This is a genomic window from Streptomyces sp. LS-MS-L19 (assembly GCF_058382285.1).
This window is the reverse complement of record NZ_JBYCLL010000001.1, coordinates 3682091-3702374: the sequence shown is the minus strand read 5'-3', so window position 1 is coordinate 3702374 and position 20284 is coordinate 3682091. Positions and strand designations below refer to the sequence as shown.

Below are 20284 nucleotides of genomic sequence, written 5' to 3'. Positions count from 1 at the left end.
GGGCACCCACCGGAATGGCGCCACACACGGGCGGCCCCGTCCGACATGGTCATGTGTTCATGCGACTGTCCACTCCCGCCCCCGTCGGCCTCGCGGCGGCAGCCGCCCTCCTCCTGCCCGCCCCTCCCGCGCACGCGGAACCCGGCTCCGACCAGAACGACTTCCCGATCACCACCCGTGTCCACGGCGGTCCCGACACCTACGTGGCCGGTGGCGGCTTCGGCACCTGGTATCTGGACCTCACCAACACCACCGCCCGCACCCGGACGGACATCCACCCCGTGGTCGTCCTCGTCGACGACCACCGCGCCCTCGAACCCGCCCAGCCCCACCTGGAGTTCTACGACGGCGAGCGCGCCCACCCCGTCCGCTTCGAGAAGACCGACGCCGACGAACTCGTGGGCGCCTTCGACGACGGCTTCCCCGGCTTCACCGTCGCGGCCGGCAAGACCCTCACCGTGCGGGTCCGCCTGGCCCTCACGGCGGACACCGCCCCCAATGCCGTCACGGTCAACGCGGCCGTCGTCCAGCGCCACGACGACGACGGCGACTGGGTGGGACAGTCGAACGACTACCGCTTCGGCATCGAGAGCGAACCGGGCCGCGTCCAGGACCCCGGCACCGGAACCGGCGACGCCTCCCTCCCCTTCGCCGACGAACTCGCCCGCACCGGCCTCGGCTCGCTCACCGGCATCGCCCTCGCCGCCACGGCGGTCCTCCTCGTCACCGGCGGCGCGATCCTGCTGACCCGCAGACGCCGGTAACGGAGGGTGCGGCGGTCAGACGCGGTCCACCAGGTCCGCGATGGAGTCCACGACCTTCGTCGGCCGGTACGGATAGCGGTCGATGTCGCCCTTGCCCGTCAGCCCGGTGAGGACGAGGAAGGTCTCCATCCCGGCCTCCAGGCCGGCCAGGACGTCCGTGTCCATCCGGTCGCCGATCATGGCGCTGGTCTCCGAGTGCGCGCCGATGGTGTTCAGCGCGGTCCGCATCATCAGCGGGTTGGGCTTGCCGATGAAGTACGGCTCCTTGCCGGTCGCCTTGGTGATCAGCGCGGCCACGGACCCGGTCGCCGGAAGCGCGCCCTCGGGGGAGGGACCGGTGTTGTCGGGGTTGGTGGCGATGAACCGGGCCCCGTTGTTGATCAGCCGGATCGCCTTGGTCAGGGCCTCGAAGGAGTACGTCCGGGTCTCGCCGAGGATCACGAAGTCGGGGTCGGAATCCGTCAGCACGTACCCGGTGTCGTGCAGGGCCGTGGTCAGGCCCGCCTCCCCGATCACGTAGGCAGTCCCGCCGGGGTGCTGGTTGTCCAGGAAGCTGGCGGTGGCCAGCGCGGAGGTCCAGATGTTCTCCGCCGGCACGTCGAGGCCGATCCGGTTCAGCCGGGCGTGCAGATCACGCGCGGTGTAGATCGAGTTGTTCGTCAGCACCAGGAACGGCCGCCCCGAGTCCCGCAGCTTCTTGATGAAGGCGTCCGCGCCCGGCACCGGGATGCCCTCGTGCATCAGCACCCCGTCCATGTCGGTGAGCCACGATTCGATGGGCTTGCGCTCTGTCATGGGTGCGGACTCCTGCGTGCGGTGAACGGGTGAGATGACCATGCTATGCAGCCGCCCCGCGACGGCAATGAGCGTGCTTCGGCGTCTCAGCCTCCGGTCATTTCCGGATGGTCCCGGATCCCCTGTTTTCCCTGCTCCGAGGCGCCCGCCGTCCCCCATCCGGAGCAGTGACCGGCCACCCCGGGATGCGGGCCCGGCCGCCCCGCGGGACGCTCCAGACATCTGGAGGTTCACGATGGGTTCCCTACGTCTCACTCTCTGTGGCACGGCGCTGGCCATCGCCGCCCTCACCCCGGTCGCCCGGGCGGCGGACGGCGGCAGCGTCTCGGTCACCCCCTCGACCCCCGCCCCCGGCGCCGACCTCACCCTGCGGGTGAAGGGCTGCGCGGGGAAGACGGCGACCGCCGCCTCGGCCGCGTTCGTCGCCGACGCCCGGCTGACGGGGTCCGGCGGCAGCCTCGCCGGCGAGACCCGGGTCCGCTCCTCGATCAAGCCCGGCGGCTACGACGTGAAGATCACCTGCGTCGACTTCGAGGTGAAGGGCCGCATCACCGTCGTAGCGGCGAAGGGATCCGGTACCGCCACCCCGCCCATGACCCCGGCGTCCCCCGCCGCCCCCGTCGACGCGGGCGGCGGCTGGAGCGCCACCCACCTCTCCGCCATGCAGCCCCGCGCCACCGGCCCCGGCACCGGGCACGCGGTGACCGGACTGGTGCTCGCCGGGGTCGCCGCGGTGGCCGTCGTGCTGCGGAGCACCCGCCGGAGCCGCGGGACGGACTGACCGGCGATGTCCGACCGACTCTCCGACCGCTTCGCGGACCAGGGCGACGACCCCGGGCGGGACCCCGGCTCCGGGTCCGGCCGGCTGCTGACCGTCGTGGCCTGGGCGGTGCTGCTGCTCGGACTGTGGCTGTGGGGGCGCGAGGTGACCGACGTACGGCACGGCCTGTCCGCGCCCACCACCGGTGACGTGGCCGCCGTCGGCCGCCCGCCCGGGTCCGTCGACCTGCCGCCCGCCGCGAAGCCCCTGAAGGGGGCGCGGCCCCAGCGCCTGGACATCCCGGACCTCGGCGTGCAGGCGCCGGTGGTGGCCCGCGGACTGGACCCGCGGGGCGCCCTCGACCCGCCGCCCTTCGACCAGCCCGGCGTCGTCGGCTGGTACGCGGCCGGCGCGAAACCGGGGGCCGCCGGGACCGCCCTGATGGTGGGGCACGTCGACACCGAGACCCGGCCCGCGGTCTTCTACAAGATCAGCGCCCTCAAGCCGGGCGAGAGGGTCCGGGTGGTCCGCGACGACGGCCGGGTCGCCGAGTTCACCGTCGACGACGTCCAGGTCCTCACCCGGGACGACTTCGACGCCCACCGGGCCTACGGCCCCCGCGAGTCGGGCCGCGCCGAACTGCGCCTGATCACCTGCGGCGGCACCTTCGACCGGACCAGCCGCAGCTACACGGCGAACGTCATCGTCTCGGCGTACCTGACCGGCACCGGGCCCTGAAACGGGACCCGCGGGCGCGCCACCTGGCCCGGTCGGCGACCCGCTCCCCCCGAAGTCGCCGACCGGGCTGGTCCTCGACCGCGCGCGCTCGGGCTGCGGGAGTAACCCGGCGACGGCGCGGGAGGCCTGGGAGGCACGGTCGGTGCTGACTGCGGCCAGGGGCTGGGGCCGTACACCTATGGGAAGACTCTAGAACGGATGAGCGTCCGGGCCTAGAGGTCGTCCGACGCCCGGCCCCGTCCTCGTGGCGCTCCGTCATACGCCCTGGTGGCCCCGGGTTTCACGCGGGTCCCGTGGAGTCTTCGTCGATCTCGCGGCGCAGTTCGGCGTCGTCCTCGGCACCCTCGATGACCGTGTTCGCCACCTGGTCCAGGGCGAGCCTGCGCCGCCGCGCGTACTGCCGCAGCGCCCCGAACGCGTGGTCGGCGCGCACCCCCCAGCGCTCCGCGAGCATCCCCTTGGCCTGCTCGATGCGGACCCGGCTCGACAGCGCCTCCTGCAACTGCCCGGACAGCGTGCGGTACTGGACGTACGCACGGCGGTTCTGCAGGCCGAGCGCGGCGGCGTCGGCGAGCGCCTGCGCGACCTGGAGTTCGGGGGCGGGGTCGGCGGCCGGGGCGGTGTCCCCGGGCAGCGTCGGCCCGAACACGTTGAGCGCGCCCAGCAGGTGCTCGCGGCGGCGCAGCGGGACCGCGAAGGTCGTCACGATGTCGTGCCGGAGCGCCCGTTCGGTGAAGTCGGGCCAGCGGGCGGCCGCGTGGGCGACCCGGATGGACACCGGCGGTACGGGCCGGCCGGAGCCGTAGCTCTCCAGACAGGGTCCGCCGCCGTGCTGCGCCTCCAGCAGGTCCAGCGCCATCCGCTCGTGCCGGCTGCTCGCGGCCAGCGACACCGACCGGCCCCCGTCGATCAGCATCACCCCCGCCGCCCGCGCGTTCAGCAACTCCACGCAGTGATCGGAGAGCCGTTGTAAGTAGCGCATCGCCTCGAAGCCCTCGACGAGGGTGTCGGCCGCCTCCACCAGTGCCGAGGCCAGCCGGATCTCCCTGGTGGCGTACCGCATCGCTGAGCACTCCCCTTCATCGACGAGCGCCCCCGTTCAGGCGCGCACCTACCCCGACCTTCAGGGCTGTAACAGCTCCTGGACAAGGCTCCGGCGACCTCGTGGGCGGCGCGACCGGTGTGTCACGATTGAGACTTGCCACGGTGCACCCAGGGGGGAATTGGATGTACGTCAGCAGGGGGGCCAGGACGGCGACCCGCGCAGGGGCTGGTGCGGCGGTGCTGGGGGCGGCACTGCTGCTCGCCGCGTGTTCGACGTCGGACGGCGGGGACAAGGGGGACGAAGGCGACAAGGCCGGTGCGGGGATCACCCAGCAGCCCAAGGAGGCCGACCCGTTCTGGGTCAACCCGGACGGCAACGCGGCCCGGCAGGTCGCGGCGTACGAGAAGAGCGGCAAGGACGCCGAGGCCCAGCAGATCCGCAAGATCGCCCAGCAGCCCACCGGTGAGTGGATCGGTGTGGAGAAACCCGAGCAGGAGGCCCGCGGCTTCACCGAGGCCGCCGACAAGGCGGGCCGTACGGCCCTGCTGGTCCTCTACAACATCCCGCACCGCGACTGCGGCCAGTACTCCCAGGGCGGCGCCGCCGACGGCAACGCGTACCGGGCCTGGATCGACGGCGTGGCCGCGGGCATCGGCGACCGCGCGGCGACGGTGATCCTCGAACCGGACGCCGTACTGCACCTGGTCGACGGCTGCACCCAGGACGAGTTCCACGAGGAGCGCTACGACCTCCTCAGCGGCGCCGTCGAGAAGCTCAAGTCCCTGAAGAACACGAAGGTCTACCTGGACGCGGGCAACGCGGGCTGGGGTCACCCCGACCAGATCTACGAGCCCCTCAAATGGGCGGGCATCGCCAAGGCCGACGGCTTCTCGGTGAACGTCTCCAACTTCTACTCCACCGAGGACTCCATCGCCTACGGCAAGCAGCTCTCCTCAAAGGTGGGCAACAAGCACTTCGTCATCGACACCAGCCGCAACGGCAACGGCCCCTACAAGGGCGGCGAGGAAAGCGAACGCTGGTGCAACCCGCCGGGCAGGGCGCTGGGGGAGACGCCGACGATCAAGACGGCGGACCCGCTGGTGGACGCGTACCTCTGGGTCAAGAGGCCCGGTGAGTCAGACGGCGAGTGCAAGGGCGGCCCGAAGGCAGGCCAATGGTGGCCAACCTACGCCTTGAAACTGGCGCAAGCTTCGGCCGGCTAGGGGCGCGGGGCTGTATCGATTTGCGGCTCCGCCGCGTGGGCGCGACAAGCCACGACGCCCCCGCACCCGAAATCGAAGGTGCGGGAGCGTCTTTGGCATTACGGCACCCGAACCCACTGTGCCTCAGACGGCGTCCCCTGGTCGTCATCGACGAACAGCATGTACCACCCCGACTGAACCAGGTTCTTGTTACCCGGCACCGTCACCTTCACCTTGTCCCCCGACACGGTGAACTTCAGCTCCACGGACCGCTGATCCACATCGGTCACATGGGTCGACGCACTGGGCCGGATCAACCGCACCTTCTTGATCACGGAAGCCTGCGGTGAGGTGAACGTCCCCGAAGCGCCGCGGGCGATCGTCTGCGGCCCCCCGGACAGCGAAGGCCGCGAATCCCGGTACAGATAAGGCGGCGTGTAGATCTCGATCCGCTGCTCGAAGACCCCCGGCTTCGTGTTCGCCGCGTCCTCGTACAGGGAGTCCGACCCGAAGAACATCACCCGCCCGTCCGGCAACAGCAGCGACCCGGAGTGGTAGTTCCGCCCCACGAGCGGGTCGGCCACCGACTCGAACGTGTTCGTGTCCGGGTGGTACAGCCGCGCCTGGAGGATGTTGGAGTCCCCGCGCCCCCGGTAGTCCTCCGACCCCCCGGACACCAGCACGCTGTCGTCGGGAAGGATCGACGCCTGCGGATACCGCGTCCCCTTCTCCAGCGTCGGCCCGTCGACGAACCGGGGACTGTCCGCCTTCATGTCGACGATCCGCGTCCTGTTGCTGGACTGGGCGGACTCACCGACCCCGCCCCCGCCGATCACCATGTACTTCTCGTCCTGCGCCGGCGGCAGCAGAACCGTGCCGGAGGTCTCCATCTCCTTCGGGTCGCTCAGCCCCGGGACCTTCGTGAACTTGTTGCTGGCCACGTCCCAGACGCCCGGCTCACGCCCGACGTTGTCCGGCCCGTACCCCGCGTTCGACCCCGAGTAGAAGATCTTGCCGTTCTGCATGAGGAACAGCGCGGGGTACGTCGGGAACTGCCGGACCTTGGACGTGTACGTCCACTTCTTGGTCTTCGGGTCGAAGACCTCGTTCTTGCCCGGCACCAGCTGCCCGATGTCGTCGAGCCCGGAGACACTGAGGATCTTCCCGTCGCTCAGGGTGGTGAGCGTCGGATACCAGCGGGCCTCCTTCATCGGGTCGACCTTGATGTACTTCTCGGCGACCGGGTCGAACTCGAAGGCGTCCCGGATCCCCTGGAAGTCCTTCTTGTCGAGTGCGAGCTTCTGCGCGATGCCGTAGGTGTTGCGCGCGTCGGTCCCGGTCAGCCCCTGGATCCGGTAGTTGTCCTGGGTGCCGGTCTCGTACTTGCGGCCGCTCTTCTGCGCCTCGACATAGATCCGGCCGAGCCCGGGGTCGTTGCGCAGGAACTTCCCGGTCTGCTTGTCGAAGACCTTCGTGGCCCGCTCGACGACGACCGGGTCCTTGGACACGAAGGTCTTGCCGCCCTCCTTGCCGGTGAACTTGGTGCCCGCCGGCAGGGTGATCGGCTTGTCCGGGTTCTCGTTGTGGACGATCATCAGGCCGCCGGCCTTCGTCACGTCACCCTTGAGCTTCTCGTACCGCTTGGTGCCGCCGGCGATCAGCAGATTGCCGTTCGCCAGCTGGGTGTGCCCCGTGCAGAACAGGTCGCTCGGCGTCGGCACCTTCTTGACGGTGCCCTTGACCGGGTCCCAGATCCGGGTGTCGAACTTCTTCGCGTCGAAGTTGTCCTGGTTGTTGCCGGACCCCGCCACCAGGAGCACCTTCCCGGTGCGCAGCAGCGCCGCGTGGATGGTGTTCTGCCGGTACTCCTTGGGGAACTCGACGATCTCCCACTTGCCGTTCTCGGCTTTGTACTCCGGTCTGTTGATCTGGTACTGGTGGTATTTCGCCGTCCCGAAGCGGTACAGCCACGGGCCGTTCATCCCGGCCAGCGCGAGCACCACCGCCGTACCGATCGCGAGTCGACGGGCGCGGCGGCGGCCTGCACGGTCGTTCATTCCTTACGTCCCCCAAATCCACCGAGGGCGATCTGCATCGTCTGGTCGTTGCCCTCGTCGTGCGTGTGCGAGTCCGCCCAGCTCGGCTTCTGGGCCGGAGCGTGCGGGGCGGTGGGCAGCGGCTGCGGCTGGTACTGCGTCCGGGCCGCGGCCTGAGCCGGCACCTGGGCCGGAACCACTGCCTCCGGCGGGGCGCCGGCCGGCTTCTTGCGGGCCTGCCGCAGCATGTGCCGCCAGGTGAGGATCGGTGTCGCGGTGATCAGCATGGCGAAGGTCGCCCAGATGATCATCGCGGGGTGGGAGTGCCCCAGGGCGACACCGGCGCCGATCGAGCCGCCGAAGATCGCGATGAAGTACCAGTGGTAGCGGAAGGTGCCGAACCACCGGTCGGGGCTGGCCGAGTCGCCCTTGGGCGTGACCACGAACTTGCTCTTGCGCCGCAGCACCGAGTCGACGAGCGCCTTCGCGTACAGCGGGGCGGACAGCGCCGACATCACCATGCCCGCGACACCGCCGGAGCCCTCGGGCTCGTGCGGCGAGACGTTGTGGCGGCGGTTCCAGATGTACAGGCCGATCTGGAGCGCGGAGGCGTTGCCGTAGAGCATCAGCCACACGGTGGGGTCGATGTTCACACCCGAGGCGCCGAGGCCCAGGAACAGCGCGCAACTGAGGGCCGCGAGGATCCAGTTGAGGGCGGACATCGGGTAGAAGATGATCATCATCGTGTAGTTGAAGAGCTTGCTCGGCGGCAGCGAGTACCAGCCCTTCCAGTACTGCTTGAGGATCGTCTCGTACGTCCCTCGCGACCAGCGCATCTGCTGGGTGAAGAAGTCGGTCCAGGCGCTCGGGCCCTCGCCGACGGCGAGCACGTCCGGGGTGTAGACCGAGCGCCACTTCCGCCCCGTGGCCGGGTTCTTGTGGCGGTGGATCTCGAACCCGGTCGCCATGTCCTCGGTGATCGAGTCGTACAGCCCGCCGATCTGCTTGAGCGCGCTGATGCGTACGGCGTTGGAGGTGCCCACGAACATCGGGGCGCCGTACTTGTTGCCGGCGCGCTGGATCAGGGCGTGGAAGAGGAACTGCTGGGACTCGGCGGCCTTGGTGACGAAGTTGTCGTAGTTGCCGTAGACCTGCGGGCCGATCACGAAGCCGACGTCCGGGTCGCGGAAGAAGCCGAGCATCCGCTCCAGGTAGTTGGGCAGCGGCACGTGGTCGGTGTCGACCGAGGCGAAGAAGTCGTACTGGTCGCCGTGCGCGTCGAGCCAGGCGTTGTAGTTGCCGTGCTTGGTCTTGGCGCGGTGCGGGCCCTTGGGCTGGTTCCACTTCTCGACGCCCTTGCGGGAGAAGTGGTGCACACCGAGGCGCGCGCAGACCTCCTTGACCGCCGGGTCGTCGCCCTCGTCCAGGAGCCAGACGTGCATGAGGCCGCGGTGCCGGATCCGCACCGCGGCTTCCAGGGTCTTCGTCACCATCTCCAGCGGCTCCTTGCCGGGCACGAAGGAGGTGAGGAAGGCCACTCTGGTGCCGGTCTCGGGCACCACGGGGATCGGGTCCCGGGCGACCAGGGTGGCGTGCGCGTTGGACAGCACGTTCATGCAGCGGAAGAACTCGATCAGGCCGATCGAGACGAGCATGACGATGTCCAGCGCCGGCAGCCACGAGAAGGCCGGGTAGTCGCGCTCGGTCCAGTGCTCGGGCTGGAGCAGCCAGGCCAGCAGGACCAGCGAGAGCAGGGGTGCGGCGGCGAGCATCAGGGCGACTCTGATGCGGTGCGGCTCCTGCGAGATCAGCGAGCGGTACTGCACCTTGTAGGGCTGGCCCGGGTCGGGCTGCGTGAGGGGACCGGCCAGTCTGCTGTAGTGCTCGTAGTCGTACTTCGGAAGCGTCTTCTTTATCCGGCGCAGGGTGCCGGTCCGGTGCGAAGGCAGCCTGAGCTGAGTGGTGTCGGACGGGTCGAAATTCTGCCGGGCGCCCGTCGGCGTCGACGTCATGATGAGTCATCCCCCCACACGCGGACGGGCCGCGTGTTGTCGTTTCCTTACGGCTGGTCTGGTCCCCCTCGACCTTCACAGACGTATCAGTGGTGGGCCGCAGTCACCACAATCTTCACAGCATTAGACAGGTAACAGCGACCTTCCGGTTGCAGACGCCCCCTCCGGCATCTTCAGCGGCGGGGCCCCCTTTCCCCGCAACCCCGGCAACCGTCTCCTTGCCCCCCAACTGCCGCGTATACGCAGCATCTTGAAAAACCAGGGTTCTACGGTGCTCATCATGATCGCAAGATGCGAAACACGGTGTTTACCGGTCATACGCGTTCATTGTGGCGCCTGTCATCCAAGAAGCCCCAGCCTGACGAAGACACTCCCGCGCCGACACACCACAAGAGACTCGAACCCGCGTACGCCCCGCCATCAGTCACTCGAACCCCGGACCCGCTGATGCTGCGTCTTCCCGGGGGGCGACCCCCGGCCGCCACCTGCCTGACCCTCGTCCCCCTGGGGTGCCGGCGTGGCGCGTCTCTCAACGCCGAAGGCCCCCCGCTTTCGCAGGAGGCCTTCGATCATGCGTGCGCCGCCAGGGACTCGAACCCCGGACCCGCTGATGCTGCGTCTTCCCGGGGGGCGACCCCCGGACCCCCGGCCGCCACCTGCCTGACCCTCGTCCCCCTGGGGTGCCGGCGTGACGAGTCCCTCAACGCCGAAGGCCCCCCGCTTTCACGGGAGGCCTTCGGTCGTGCGTGCGCCGCCAGGGACTCGAACCCCGGACCCGCTGATTAAGAGTCAGCTGCTCTAACCAACTGAGCTAGCGGCGCCTGCTGACCTGCATGACTCTACCGGATCCCGGAGGGTGTCGCGGACCGCCCCGGGGGGTGCCGTACATCATTCGGACCGTCAGCATGCGGGTCCGGGGGACAGTTGAGAAACTGACGAATGTGCACAGTTGCGAACATTTCGACCTGGAGTGTGAGGGGCGCCGCATGGAGACTCCGGTATTCGAGGAAATCGATCCCGAGAAGGACTGCGACTGCCCCGGCTGCCTCCACTGGCGCCGCGTCCTCCCCCGCCCGGCCGGCGGTCACCCCGCCGCCGCCCGAGCCGTGATCCTCGCCGCCACAACCGTCACCGCCCTCGGCGCCCTGCACGCGGCCCCCGCCTTCGCCGCCCCCCAGGCCCCCACCCGCCCCGGCACCCCCAAGGCCGACGAGCCCGACACCCCCCAGGGCGACAAGGCCCCCCTGCACGGCCCCGGCGCCAAGCCCGCCCCCGTCAAAACGCCCACCACCACCCGCACCGACATCATCAAGCGGGCCAAGCAGTGGGTCGCCGCGCGGGTGCCGTACAGCATGTCCGAGTACTGGGGCGACGGTTACCGCCAGGACTGCTCCGGCTTCGTCTCCATGGCCTGGAGCCTGCCGCGCAACGAATGGACCGGCAGCCTCGGCCAGTACGGCGTCCGGATCGCCAAGGACGACCTCCAACCCGGCGACATCCTGCTCTTCCACAACCCGTCCAACCCCGAGAGCGGCTCCCACGTCGTCATCTTCGGCGGCTGGACGGACTACACGCACACCTACTACCTCGCCTACGAGGAGACCCGCCCCTACGCCCGCAAGCAGGCCACCCCCTACGCCTACTGGAGCAACTCCGACCGGTACGTCGCCTACCGGTACAAGGGGCTCGCCGGCGGCACCTCGGGCGCCCAGCCGGACGGCGCCACCCCGGACGGCGCCACCCCGGACGGCGCGAACCCGGACCCCGTCACCCCGGACCCCGCCAAGCCGCAGGCCCCGGACGTGACGCCGTTCCCCGGCACCGCCTACTTCGGTCCCGGGGCCAACAACAAGTACGTCACCCAGCTCGGCCGCATGCTCGTGGAGCGCGGTGCCGGGCGCTTCTACACCTCGGGGCCGGGACCCCGTTGGTCGGACGCGGACCGCAGGGCCACCCAGGCGTTCCAGCAGGCGCAGGGCTGGCGGGGCGGGGACGCGGACGGGCTGCCCGGGGCGCAGACCTGGGCGCTGCTGGTCACCGGCGGCGGCAGGGACATCGGGGCGGGCGGCGGGGCGGGGACGGCGGGACCGCCCGCACCCTCCACACCGTCCGCGCCCTCCACACCTTCCTCGCACGGCGTCCCCGGCTACCCCGGGCGTGCGATGTTCCGGCCCGGCGCGACCAACAAGTACGTCACCCAGCTCGGCCGCCAGCTGGTGAAGAAAGGGTTCGGCAAGTACTACACGACCGGACCGGGACCGCGCTGGGGCGAGCCGGACCGGCGAGGCGTGGAGGCCTTCCAACGCGCCCAGGGCTGGCGCGGCGGCGCGGCGGACGGCTACCCGGGCCCGGAGACCTGGCGCCGGCTCTTCTCGTAGCCACGCGGCTCTTCTCACAGGCACCGGGCTCATCACCGTGAACACCGGACTCGTCACCTCGTGAGCACCGGACTCACCACCACGCGGTGGGCGACCACCTGACCCTGTCCCCCTTGTTGTGACGCATCTGGCGCGGAGGCTGGAGGCACTCATGAGTACGACCACTTCACCGACACCGGAGTCCGAGGGGCACGCACGTCCCGCCCGGCTCATCCAGAACGAGGCGACCACCGAGATCCCGGTCCATCTGCTGTTCCGCGACGACCCGGACCCGGTGTCGGTACCGCTGAAGCCCGCCGTGGTGGCCCGCAGACAGGGCACCGGGGAGCAGCCCCGCCTGCGCAGGACCGCCCAGGCCGCCCCACGCCCCGCCCCCGAGGTCGACCCCGAACTGGCCGAGCGCCCGGCGCGGGTGCTGCCCGGCGCGGCGGGTGTCCTCGCCGGCGCCTGCGGACTGGCCGGGTGCGCGGCCACCTCGTGGTGGGCGGGTGTGGTGCCGCCGCTCGCACTGGAGGCGCTGCGCCTGCCGTCGTACACGCACGCGGGCCTCGGTCCGGCGCAGTGGGCCGCCTACGCGGGTGCCGGCGCCCTCGGTCTCTTCGGCTTCGGCGGGCTGGCCCGGGGCCGGACCGGACGGGCCTGGGTGCTCGGGCTGTTCGGCCGCTACCGGGGGACCGTGCGGCGCACCGGCCTGATGTGGGTCAACCCGCTGCTGCTGCGCCGCCGGGTCGACGTACGGCTGCGGCACTGGCGCAGCGAGCCGATGGCGGCGGCCGACGCGAGCGGGGTCGGGCTGCGGGTCGTCGTCCTCGTGGTGTGGCGGGTGCGGGACACCGCGCGGGCCACGCTCGGCGTCGACGACCACGAGACCTATCTGCGCGAGTGCGTGGAGGCCGCGCTCGCCCGGATCCCGGTGGAGGCACCGGGCTCCGGGCGCGGTTCGGCCGACGCGGCGGGGGAGGCGCTGACCCGGCTGGTGAACGCGGAGACCGCGCCGGTCGGCGTGCAGGTGTTCTCGGTCCAGCCGCTGCGCATCGAGTACGCCCCGGAGGTGGCCGCCGCGATGCACCGCCGCCGGATCGCCGCGCTGGACGCCCAGCACCGGGCGACCATGCTGACGTCGGTGGTGGACTCGGTCGAGGACACGGTGACCCGGCTGACCATGCGGGGCCTGGTGGAACTGGACGACTACGAACGCAAGGCGCTGGTGAAGGACTTGACGGTGGCGTTCTGTGCCGGTCGCGGAGAACAAGGGGCGTGATTGGTATGGACATGTTCAACAACCGGCAATAATCTGGGACTTGGTCTAGACCTGCACGCCTCACGGAACATCCCCCACGTTCTCCAGGAGCGGCAGCATGCGCAGAAAGACCAAGTGGTACGCCGCCGTGGTGGGCCTCGCCACCACCGGAGCCGTAGTGCTCTCCTCCGGCGGCGCCAGCAGCCACGGCTACACCGACCTCCCCATCAGCAGGCAGAAGCTCTGCCAGAACGGCACCGTGACGAACTGCGGCGACATCCAGTGGGAGCCGCAGAGCGTCGAGGGCCCCAAGGGCTTCCCGGCCGGCGGACCCGCCGACGGCCAGATATGCAACGGCGGCGTCAGCCGCTTCAGCCAGCTCAGCGCGCCGCGGACACCGTCGGGCTCCGCATGGCCGGCGACGAAGGTGACGGGCGGGCAGAGCTACACGTTCCGCTGGCAGTTCACCGCGATGCACGCCACCACCGACTTCAAGTACTACGTCACCAAGCCGGGCTGGAACCAGAACCACAACCTGGCCCGCTCCGACCTCAACCTCACCCCGTTCCTGACCGTCCCCTACAACGGCCAGCGACCTCCCTCCACCCTCTCGCACAGCGGCACCCTGCCGTCCGGGCTCAGCGGACGGCATGTGATCGTCGCAGTGTGGACGATCGCCGACACGACCAACGCGTTCTACGCCTGCTCGGACGTCACGTTTTGATCGGCACTTGAGACAGTCCAGGCTTCCCCCGGGGTAGGTTCCCCCACACGAACACCACCTGACCTCGGGGGATCCGCCATGATTGCCCTTCTCTACGCCGTCCCCGCCCTGATCATGGCCGCGGCTCTCTTCGGCGCGTACCACGTGGTGCGGCGCTGGAACCGGGCCCGCAGTGCCTGGCGGAGCGGGCTGACGGCGGAGGCGGAGTGCCTGCGGGTGTACCCGGTGGCACATGGCGGCGGCGACAGCTTCGTGCGCACCGGACTGCGTCACGTGTACGAGTTCAGGACCCGCGAGGGCCGAGTCGTCCGCTTCGAGGAGGAGGGCGGCCCGGGCACGACCATGGAAGGTGACATCGTCACCGTCCACTACGTCGACGGGCCCGAGGTCGTGGCCACGGCCATCCCCCACCTCCGGCGTTCCGGGCACGGGGTCGCCGCCTTCATGGCGCTCTCCTTCATCGGGGTGATCGTGCTGTTCTGCGCCGGGTTCATGGTCGCCTTGACCGTGTTCACCTCGGCCCTCCACATCTGACGCTCCGTCAACTACCGTGCGCCCCCATGGACTCCAGGAGGCGTACGGTCGCGGAACTCGTCGCCGGACGGTGGGGCGACCACCGGCCCGGACTGTGGTTCGAGGGGCGGGCGCTCACCCATCACGAGGTGGCGGCCGGTGCCGCCGCACGGGCGGCCCTCCTCGCCGACCTGCTGCCGGGCCCCGGCGCCCACGTCGGTGTACTGCTCGACAACACCCCTGAATTCCCGATGTGGTTGAGCGCGGCCGCCCTCGCCCGGGCCGCCGTCGCCGGCATCAACCCCACCCGCCGGGGCCCCGAACTCGCCCGCGACATCCTGCACACCGAGTGCCGCCTGCTGATCACCGAGCCGTCGCGACTCCCGTTGCTGCGCGGCCTCGACCTGCCCGGCGTCCGCCTCCTGGTGACCGGCTCCGAGGAGTACGACACCCTGCTCGCGCCCTACGCCGGCGCCGAACCGGACGCCTCCCGCGCCACGCCCGCCGACCGTCTCCTCCTCTACTTCACCTCCGGCTCCACCGGCGCCCCCAAGGCCGCGCTCTGCTCCCAGGGCCGGCTGGCCGCCGCCGGGCGGTCCCTGGCCGACCAGTTCCGGCTCGGGCCGGACGGGGTGCACTACATCTGCATGCCGATGTTCCACGGCAACGCGGTGATCGCCGACTGGGCGCCCGCGCTGGCGACCGGGGCCGGGGTCGCGCTCAGGCGGCGGTTCTCCGCTTCGGAGTTCCTCGCGGACGTGCGCGCGTACCGGGCGACGTACTTCACCTATGTCGGCCGTGCCATCCAGTACGTCCTCGCCACCGAGCCCCGCGAGGACGACCGGGACAATCCGCTGCGGCTCGGCTTCGGCACCGAGGCGGGGGCGGTGGACGCGGCCGCCTTCGAGCGGCGCTTCGGGGTGCGGCTGGTGGAGGGGTACGGCTCCTCCGAGGGCGGGGCGGCGATCCAGTGGGCGCCGGGGACTCCGCCGGGCGCGGTGGGGCGGGCGGCGCCCGGGCTCGTCGTACTGGATCGGGAGACGGGTCGGGAGCGACCGCCCGCGCGGTTCGACGCGGCCGGGCGGCTGCTGAACGGGGACGAGGCGATAGGGGAGCTGGTGAACCGGGCGCCGAACCCCTTCGAGGGGTACTGGCGCAACCCCGAGGCGGATGCCGAGCGGCGCCGGGACGGCTGGTACTGGACCGGGGACCTCTTCTACCGGGACGCCGAGGGCTACCTGTACTTCGCGGGCCGCACCGACGACAGGATCCGCGTGGACAGCGAGAACCTGGCGGCGGCGATGATCGAGAACATCCTCGCCCGCTACGAGGGGGCGGTGGCCGTCGCGGTGTACGCGGTACCGGATCCGGTGACCGGCGACCAGGTGATGGCGACGATCGCCGGAACCTTCGACCCCGTCGCCTTCGCGACCTTCCTGGCGGCCCAGCCGGACCTCGGCACGAAGATGGCCCCACGGTACGTGCGGGTCGTGGACCACATGCCGGTCACAGCCACCAACAAGATCAACCGAGCCCAGCTCAGAAAAGAGGGCCTGAACTGCACGGACCCCGTGTGGTGGCGCGGACCGGGCGAAGAGACCTACCGATCCCGGCCCCCGAAAAACGCCGAAGGGCCCTTCGCTCCCACGAAAGGCCCTTCACCGGTGCGCCGCCAGGGACTCGAACCCCGGACCCGCTGATGCTGCATCCCCTGGGGGTTAACCCCCAGACCCCCAGCCGCCCGCACGGCGCCCGGGAACACGCCGAAGGGCCTCTCGCTCCCACGAAAGGCCCTTCACCGGTGCGCCGCCAGGGACTCGAACCCCGGACCCGCTGATTAAGAGTCAGCTGCTCTAACCAACTGAGCTAGCGGCGCATGACTCTCGCCGACCACCTCTCGGTGGCTGGCGACAGAGAAAATACTACCCGGTCGGAGGGGGTGCTTCTGACCACGGGGGAGTGGACCCACCCAGGGGCGCGGGGAACTGCGCGACCAGCCCCCACGGCCCGCAGACGGCCAACGACCTGATGCGCTGCTCCTAGATCGCCAGCGACAGAAGAACCGGCGCCGCCCCCCGATTCAACCGCTCCGTCGCCCTCCGCAGCCGATGCGCCTGGTCGACCGGCAGCGACAGCGCGAGGCATCCCACCAGCGACCCCGCGGTGATCGGCACCGCCGCGCACACCGTGCCCACCGCGTACTCCTGGAGGTCCAGGTGGGGGACGGTCGGCGGCTGTGCCTCCAGGCGGGAGAGGAGCAGCTTGTCGTTGGTGATCGTGCGGGACGTGAGGCGCGTCATCCGGTGCCGGGAGAGATGGTCGCGGCGGCCGTTGTGGTCCAGCTGGCTCAGCAGGCTCTTGCCGAGCGCCGTCGCGTGCGCGGAGGAGCGGAAGTCCACCCACTCGTTGACCGCCGGCGTCGCGGGCCCGTCGGCGTACTGGTCGATGGTGACCTCACCGTCGACGTACCGGCTGATGTACACCGCCGCGCCGATGGAGTCGCGCAGCTCGTCGAGGGTGCGCTGGAGCTTGTCGCGCAGTGCCTCGTCTCGGTCCTGGACGGAGCTCAGCCTGGTCAGGGCGTCCCCCGTCACATACGCGCCGTCGGCCACCTGCTCGACGTACCCCTCACGGCGCAGCATCCGCAGGAGCGCGGTCAGTCGCTCCGGGCCGAGGCCGGTGGTGCGGGCGAGTTCGACGTCGGTGACTCCGGCGGTGTGCCGTGCCACGGTCTCCAGGACGCGCAGCGCGTCCTGGGCCGAGTGGTACGGCGCGGTCGGCTCGTGCTTCAGCGCCACGGTGTTCCCCCTGCGCTCGCTCGGTCGCACTACTACTGGGCCGTAATCCAGACAGCGATCCTCTCCACGATAACCGGCAAACGGCTTGTAGTGAGCGGCTGTTGACGAGATTCCGTCCCCGGGCCAAGCCCCCTCAGCAGGGGCGCTGGCTCGCTGGCATATGCCAGCGACATGACCCGGGTCCGGGACCTCGGAGATTGAACACTGTTCACTTCCCGTGCTCAGAGAACCGCGCTGAGAAATTCCCGGGTACGGTCCTGCGCCGGGTCGCTGAAGATCTTCTCCGGCGGGCCCGACTCGATGATCCGGCCCGAGTCGAACATCAGGACCTGGTCGGAGATGTCCCGGGCGAAGTTCATCTCGTGGGTCACACAGAGCATGGTGATGTCGGTGGTGCGGGCGATGTCCCGCAGCACGTCGAGCACGCCGGCCACCAGCTCGGGGTCGAGCGCCGAGGTCACCTCGTCCAGCAGCAGCACCCGCGGCCGCATGGCCAGCGCCCGCGCTATCGCCACCCGCTGCTGCTGCCCGCCGGACAGCTGCGTCGGCCGGGCGCCCGCCTTGTCGGCGAGCCCCACCAGGTCGAGCAGCTCACGCGCGCGTGCCTCCGCCTCGTCCTTGGACATGCCGAGCACGGTGACCGGGGCCTCGGTGATGTTGCGCAGGACCGTCATGTTCGGGAACAGGTTGAACTGCTGGAAGACCATCCCGATCTTCTTGCGGACCTCGCGCAGCTGCTTCTCCGGCGCCGGGAACAGCTTCTCCCCGTCCACGCTGACCGTCCCCTCGTCGGGCTTGGTCAGCGTCATCAGCATGCGCAGGATCGTGGTCTTGCCGGACCCGGAGGGGCCGATCAGCGTCACGTGCTTGCCGGAGTCGACCGAGAAGTTCAGCCGGTCCAGGACGGTGTTGGACCCGAAGCGCTTGGTCACGTCCTCGAAGCGGATCAGCTCGCTGCCGTCCACCGGCGGGTTGGTGTTGGCGTCGGGTTCCTTCATGAGGGGAGTGTCAGCGGACAAGACGTCGCTCCAGGGATCGCAGGAGAAGGGAGGCCAGATAGGAGATGACGATGAAGGCCACACCGATCACGGTCAGCGGCTCGGTGAACTGGAAGTGCTCCTGCGCGAACAGCCGCGCCTCGCCGAGCATCTCCAGGACCGTGATCACCATCAGCATCGGGGTGTCCTTGAGCATCGAGATCACGTAGTTGCCGAGGGCCGGCACGACCCGGCGGATCGCCTGCGGCAGGATCACCACCTGCCAGGTCCTGATCCTCGGCAGGTTCAGCGCGGTCGCCGCCTCCCACTGGCCGGTCGGCACCGCCTCGATACCGGCCCGGTAGACCTGCATCGTGTACGTCGAGTAGTGCAGCCCGATCCCGATGACACCGGTGGTCAGCGCGGACAGGGTCACGCCCCACTCGGGCAGCACGTAGAAGAGGAAGAACAGCTGGACCAGCAGCGGGGTGTTGCGCACGAACTCCGTGACCACCCCGACCGGCCAGCGCACGAACCGCGAGGGCGCGCGCATCAGCAGCGCCCACACCAGGCCGAGCACGAACGAGATCAGCGAGCCCAGCGCGAGGGCCTGCAGGGTGACCAGCAGCCCGTCCCAGAACTGCGGCATGAAGTCGCCTACGGCACTCCAGTCCCACTCCATCAGACACCACCTCCGACCGGCTCGGGCACCTTCACCTCACGGGTGGGCGCCTTGCCGACCCCCGCCTTGAGCTTCTTCTCCAGGCCCCGCATCAGGCGGGTGAGCAGGAAGGCGATCACGAAGTAGATGAGCAGCAGATACGTGTAGATCCCGGCGCTCTCCTGGAGCGCGAGCCGCACCAGGTTGCCGCTGAAGGCCAGGTCGCCCATGCCCATCACGGACACCAGCGCGGTGCCCTTGAGCAGCTCGACCAGCAGGTTGGAGAACGGCGGGATCATCTCCGGCACCGCCTGCGGCAGCAGGATCAACCTGAGCCGCTGCCAGGGCGTGAAGCTCAGCGCGATCCCGCCCTCCTGCTGGGCCGGGTCGACCGCCTTGAGCGCCCCGCGCACGATCTCGGAGCCGTACGCGCCGTAGGTCAGCCCGAGCGCGAGCGTGCCCGCCCACATCGGCACGAGCTGCCAGCCGAAGGCCGGGGGCAGCACGAAGAACACCCAGAAGATCATCACCAGCGCGGAGGTCCCGCGGAACACCTCGGTGTAGAAGCCCGCGAGGAAGCGGACGATCCACAGCCGGTGGGTGCGGGCGACACCGACCACGAAGGACACCGCGGCGGCGAGCAGCGCGCTGAACACCAGCAGCTGGACCGTCGTCCAGACGCCCTTGAGTACCAGTTCCCAGAGTCCGGAGGTCATCCGCCGCAGAGCTCCTTCGCGGTCAGGTCCGTCATCTCGGCCCGCGTGAACCCGAAGGGCTCGAGGACCCGGAACAGCTCCCCGCTCTTCTTCAGCTTCCGCAGCTCGACGTTGAAGGCGTCCCGCAGGTTCGTCTCGGTCCGGCGGAACGCGAAGGCGCCCCCGTCGACGTGCGGCTTGCCGCCCACGGTCGGGGTGAAGGCCTTCGTCGCCTCCGCCTTGGCCGACTTCTTCACCACCTCACGGGTGGTCAGCGCGGTCCCGGCGAACACGTCGACGCGCCCCGCCTCCACCGCGTTCAGCCCCGCGACCTGGTCCGGCACGATCAGGATGTCGCTCTCCTTGTACCCCGCCTCGACGGCGTACTGGATCTCCGCATAGCCGGTACCGGTGGCGAACTTGGCCTTCTTGTCGACGACGTCCTTGTAGTTGTGAAGACCTTTTGGATTTCCCTTGCGCACGATGAAGGAATCGAGCATCTGATAGTCGGGATCCGCGAAGATCACCTGTTCGCAGCGTTCCGGGGTGACATACATCCCGGCCGCCACGACATCGAACTGCTGCGAATTCAGCCCGGGAATCAGCGAGCCGAACTCCGTCGGCACCGGCTGCACCTTTTCCACACCCAGCCGCTTGAAGATGACCCGCGCGAGTTCGGGTGCCTCACCGGTCAGTTCACCGTTCTTGTCGATGTAACCGAAGGGGATCTCACCCGCGATTCCCAGCCGTACGACACCTGCCGCCCGCAGTCGGTCCAGCAGGTCGCCGCCTCCCTCGGTCGAGGCGGTGGCCACGCGTGAGCAGCCCGCGGCGCCCAGTGCGCCGAGCGCCGCCACCCCCGCGAGCAGCGACCGGCGAGAGGTTCCGGATATGTGTGCGCCATGTTCCAGTGGTGGAGCCATGGCGGCGCGGCTACCCGACCGGA

Annotated in this window: 18 protein-coding genes and 2 tRNA genes; 9 read left to right on the top strand and 11 right to left on the bottom strand. The window is 70.1% G+C overall.

Annotated elements, in window-relative coordinates; all coding sequences use genetic code 11:
* Positions 1-53 precede the first annotated feature (53 nt).
* A complete protein-coding gene (locus AC2XR2_RS16285; RefSeq protein WP_491515420.1) occupies positions 54-764 on the top strand; it encodes a hypothetical protein in 711 nt (236 codons plus the stop codon).
* A gap of 15 nt (positions 765-779) precedes the next feature.
* On the opposite strand, the gene AC2XR2_RS16280 is transcribed toward AC2XR2_RS16285, so the two are convergent.
* A complete protein-coding gene (locus tag AC2XR2_RS16280; RefSeq protein WP_330266696.1) occupies positions 780-1559 on the bottom strand; it encodes an HAD-IIA family hydrolase in 780 nt (259 codons plus the stop codon).
* 235 nt (positions 1560-1794) lie between these two features.
* Between AC2XR2_RS16280 and AC2XR2_RS16275 the strand changes: the two genes are divergently transcribed.
* Positions 1795-2340 carry a hypothetical protein gene (locus AC2XR2_RS16275; RefSeq protein ID WP_491515419.1) on the top strand — a complete coding sequence of 182 codons (546 nt, stop codon included), beginning with the start codon at positions 1795-1797 and terminating at the stop codon, positions 2338-2340.
* A gap of 6 nt (positions 2341-2346) precedes the next feature.
* On the top strand, positions 2347-3057 hold the full coding sequence (locus AC2XR2_RS16270; RefSeq protein WP_449349661.1) for a class F sortase: 711 nt from the start codon (positions 2347-2349) through the stop codon (positions 3055-3057).
* A gap of 280 nt (positions 3058-3337) precedes the next feature.
* Here the strand turns inward: AC2XR2_RS16270 and AC2XR2_RS16265 are convergent, their stop codons facing one another.
* Complete coding sequence (locus AC2XR2_RS16265) at positions 3338-4120, bottom strand: ANTAR domain-containing protein (RefSeq protein WP_491515418.1); 783 nt, start codon at positions 4118-4120, stop codon at positions 3338-3340.
* Between the two features lie 164 nt (positions 4121-4284).
* Between AC2XR2_RS16265 and AC2XR2_RS16260 the strand changes: the two genes are divergently transcribed.
* Positions 4285-5325: a glycoside hydrolase family 6 protein gene (locus AC2XR2_RS16260; RefSeq protein WP_449349663.1), complete on the top strand. Its 1041-nt coding sequence runs from the start codon at positions 4285-4287 to the stop codon at positions 5323-5325.
* 98 nt (positions 5326-5423) lie between these two features.
* Here AC2XR2_RS16260 and glxA read toward each other — a convergent pair whose 3' ends face one another.
* The 3 genes from glxA to AC2XR2_RS16245 form a co-directional block, all read right to left on the bottom strand.
* A complete protein-coding gene (glxA, locus tag AC2XR2_RS16255; protein WP_491515417.1) occupies positions 5424-7361 on the bottom strand; it encodes a radical copper oxidase GlxA in 1938 nt (645 codons plus the stop codon).
* Positions 7358-9352, bottom strand: a complete 1995-nt coding sequence (locus tag AC2XR2_RS16250; protein ID WP_491515416.1) for a glycosyltransferase family 2 protein — start codon at positions 9350-9352, stop codon at positions 7358-7360. Before AC2XR2_RS16250 ends, glxA begins: the two co-directional genes overlap by 4 nt.
* 747 nt (positions 9353-10099) lie before the next feature.
* Positions 10100-10173 (bottom strand) — tRNA-Lys (locus tag AC2XR2_RS16245).
* Positions 10174-10338: 165 nt separating this feature from the next.
* Here AC2XR2_RS16245 and AC2XR2_RS16240 point away from each other — a divergent pair.
* From AC2XR2_RS16240 to AC2XR2_RS16220, 5 genes are all read left to right on the top strand, one after another.
* Complete coding sequence (locus tag AC2XR2_RS16240; protein ID WP_491515415.1) at positions 10339-11730, top strand: peptidoglycan-binding protein; 1392 nt, start codon at positions 10339-10341, stop codon at positions 11728-11730.
* Positions 11731-11881: 151 nt separating this feature from the next.
* Positions 11882-12991: an SPFH domain-containing protein gene (locus AC2XR2_RS16235; protein ID WP_381306375.1), complete on the top strand. Its 1110-nt coding sequence runs from the start codon at positions 11882-11884 to the stop codon at positions 12989-12991.
* A 97-nt stretch (positions 12992-13088) separates the two neighbouring features.
* On the top strand, positions 13089-13694 hold the full coding sequence (locus AC2XR2_RS16230; protein WP_330266705.1) for a lytic polysaccharide monooxygenase auxiliary activity family 9 protein: 606 nt from the start codon (positions 13089-13091) through the stop codon (positions 13692-13694).
* Positions 13695-13772: 78 nt separating this feature from the next.
* The gene (locus tag AC2XR2_RS16225; protein ID WP_491515414.1) at positions 13773-14228 is read left to right on the top strand and encodes a hypothetical protein; all 456 of its coding nucleotides are present in this window, start codon (positions 13773-13775) and stop codon (positions 14226-14228) included.
* A 26-nt stretch (positions 14229-14254) separates the two neighbouring features.
* Complete coding sequence (locus AC2XR2_RS16220; RefSeq protein WP_491515413.1) at positions 14255-15907, top strand: AMP-binding protein; 1653 nt, start codon at positions 14255-14257, stop codon at positions 15905-15907.
* Between the two features lie 102 nt (positions 15908-16009).
* Here AC2XR2_RS16220 and AC2XR2_RS16215 read toward each other — a convergent pair.
* The 6 genes from AC2XR2_RS16215 to ehuB form a co-directional block, all read right to left on the bottom strand.
* A tRNA-Lys gene (locus AC2XR2_RS16215) sits at positions 16010-16083 on the bottom strand.
* A 163-nt stretch (positions 16084-16246) separates the two neighbouring features.
* Positions 16247-17005, bottom strand: coding sequence for an IclR family transcriptional regulator (locus AC2XR2_RS16210; RefSeq protein WP_491515412.1), 759 nt, complete (start codon positions 17003-17005; stop codon positions 16247-16249).
* 221 nt (positions 17006-17226) lie between these two features.
* The gene (gene ehuA / locus AC2XR2_RS16205) at positions 17227-18003 is read right to left on the bottom strand and encodes an ectoine/hydroxyectoine ABC transporter ATP-binding protein EhuA (RefSeq protein WP_381306385.1); all 777 of its coding nucleotides are present in this window, start codon (positions 18001-18003) and stop codon (positions 17227-17229) included.
* A 10-nt stretch (positions 18004-18013) separates the two neighbouring features.
* On the bottom strand, positions 18014-18664 hold the full coding sequence (gene ehuD / locus AC2XR2_RS16200) for an ectoine/hydroxyectoine ABC transporter permease subunit EhuD (protein WP_491515411.1): 651 nt from the start codon (positions 18662-18664) through the stop codon (positions 18014-18016).
* The gene (gene ehuC / locus AC2XR2_RS16195) at positions 18664-19359 is read right to left on the bottom strand and encodes an ectoine/hydroxyectoine ABC transporter permease subunit EhuC (RefSeq protein WP_330266711.1); all 696 of its coding nucleotides are present in this window, start codon (positions 19357-19359) and stop codon (positions 18664-18666) included. Before ehuC ends, ehuD begins: the two co-directional genes overlap by 1 nt.
* The gene (ehuB, locus tag AC2XR2_RS16190; protein ID WP_381306390.1) at positions 19356-20261 is read right to left on the bottom strand and encodes an ectoine/hydroxyectoine ABC transporter substrate-binding protein EhuB; all 906 of its coding nucleotides are present in this window, start codon (positions 20259-20261) and stop codon (positions 19356-19358) included. Before ehuB ends, ehuC begins: the two co-directional genes overlap by 4 nt.
* Positions 20262-20284: the final 23 nt, after the last annotated feature.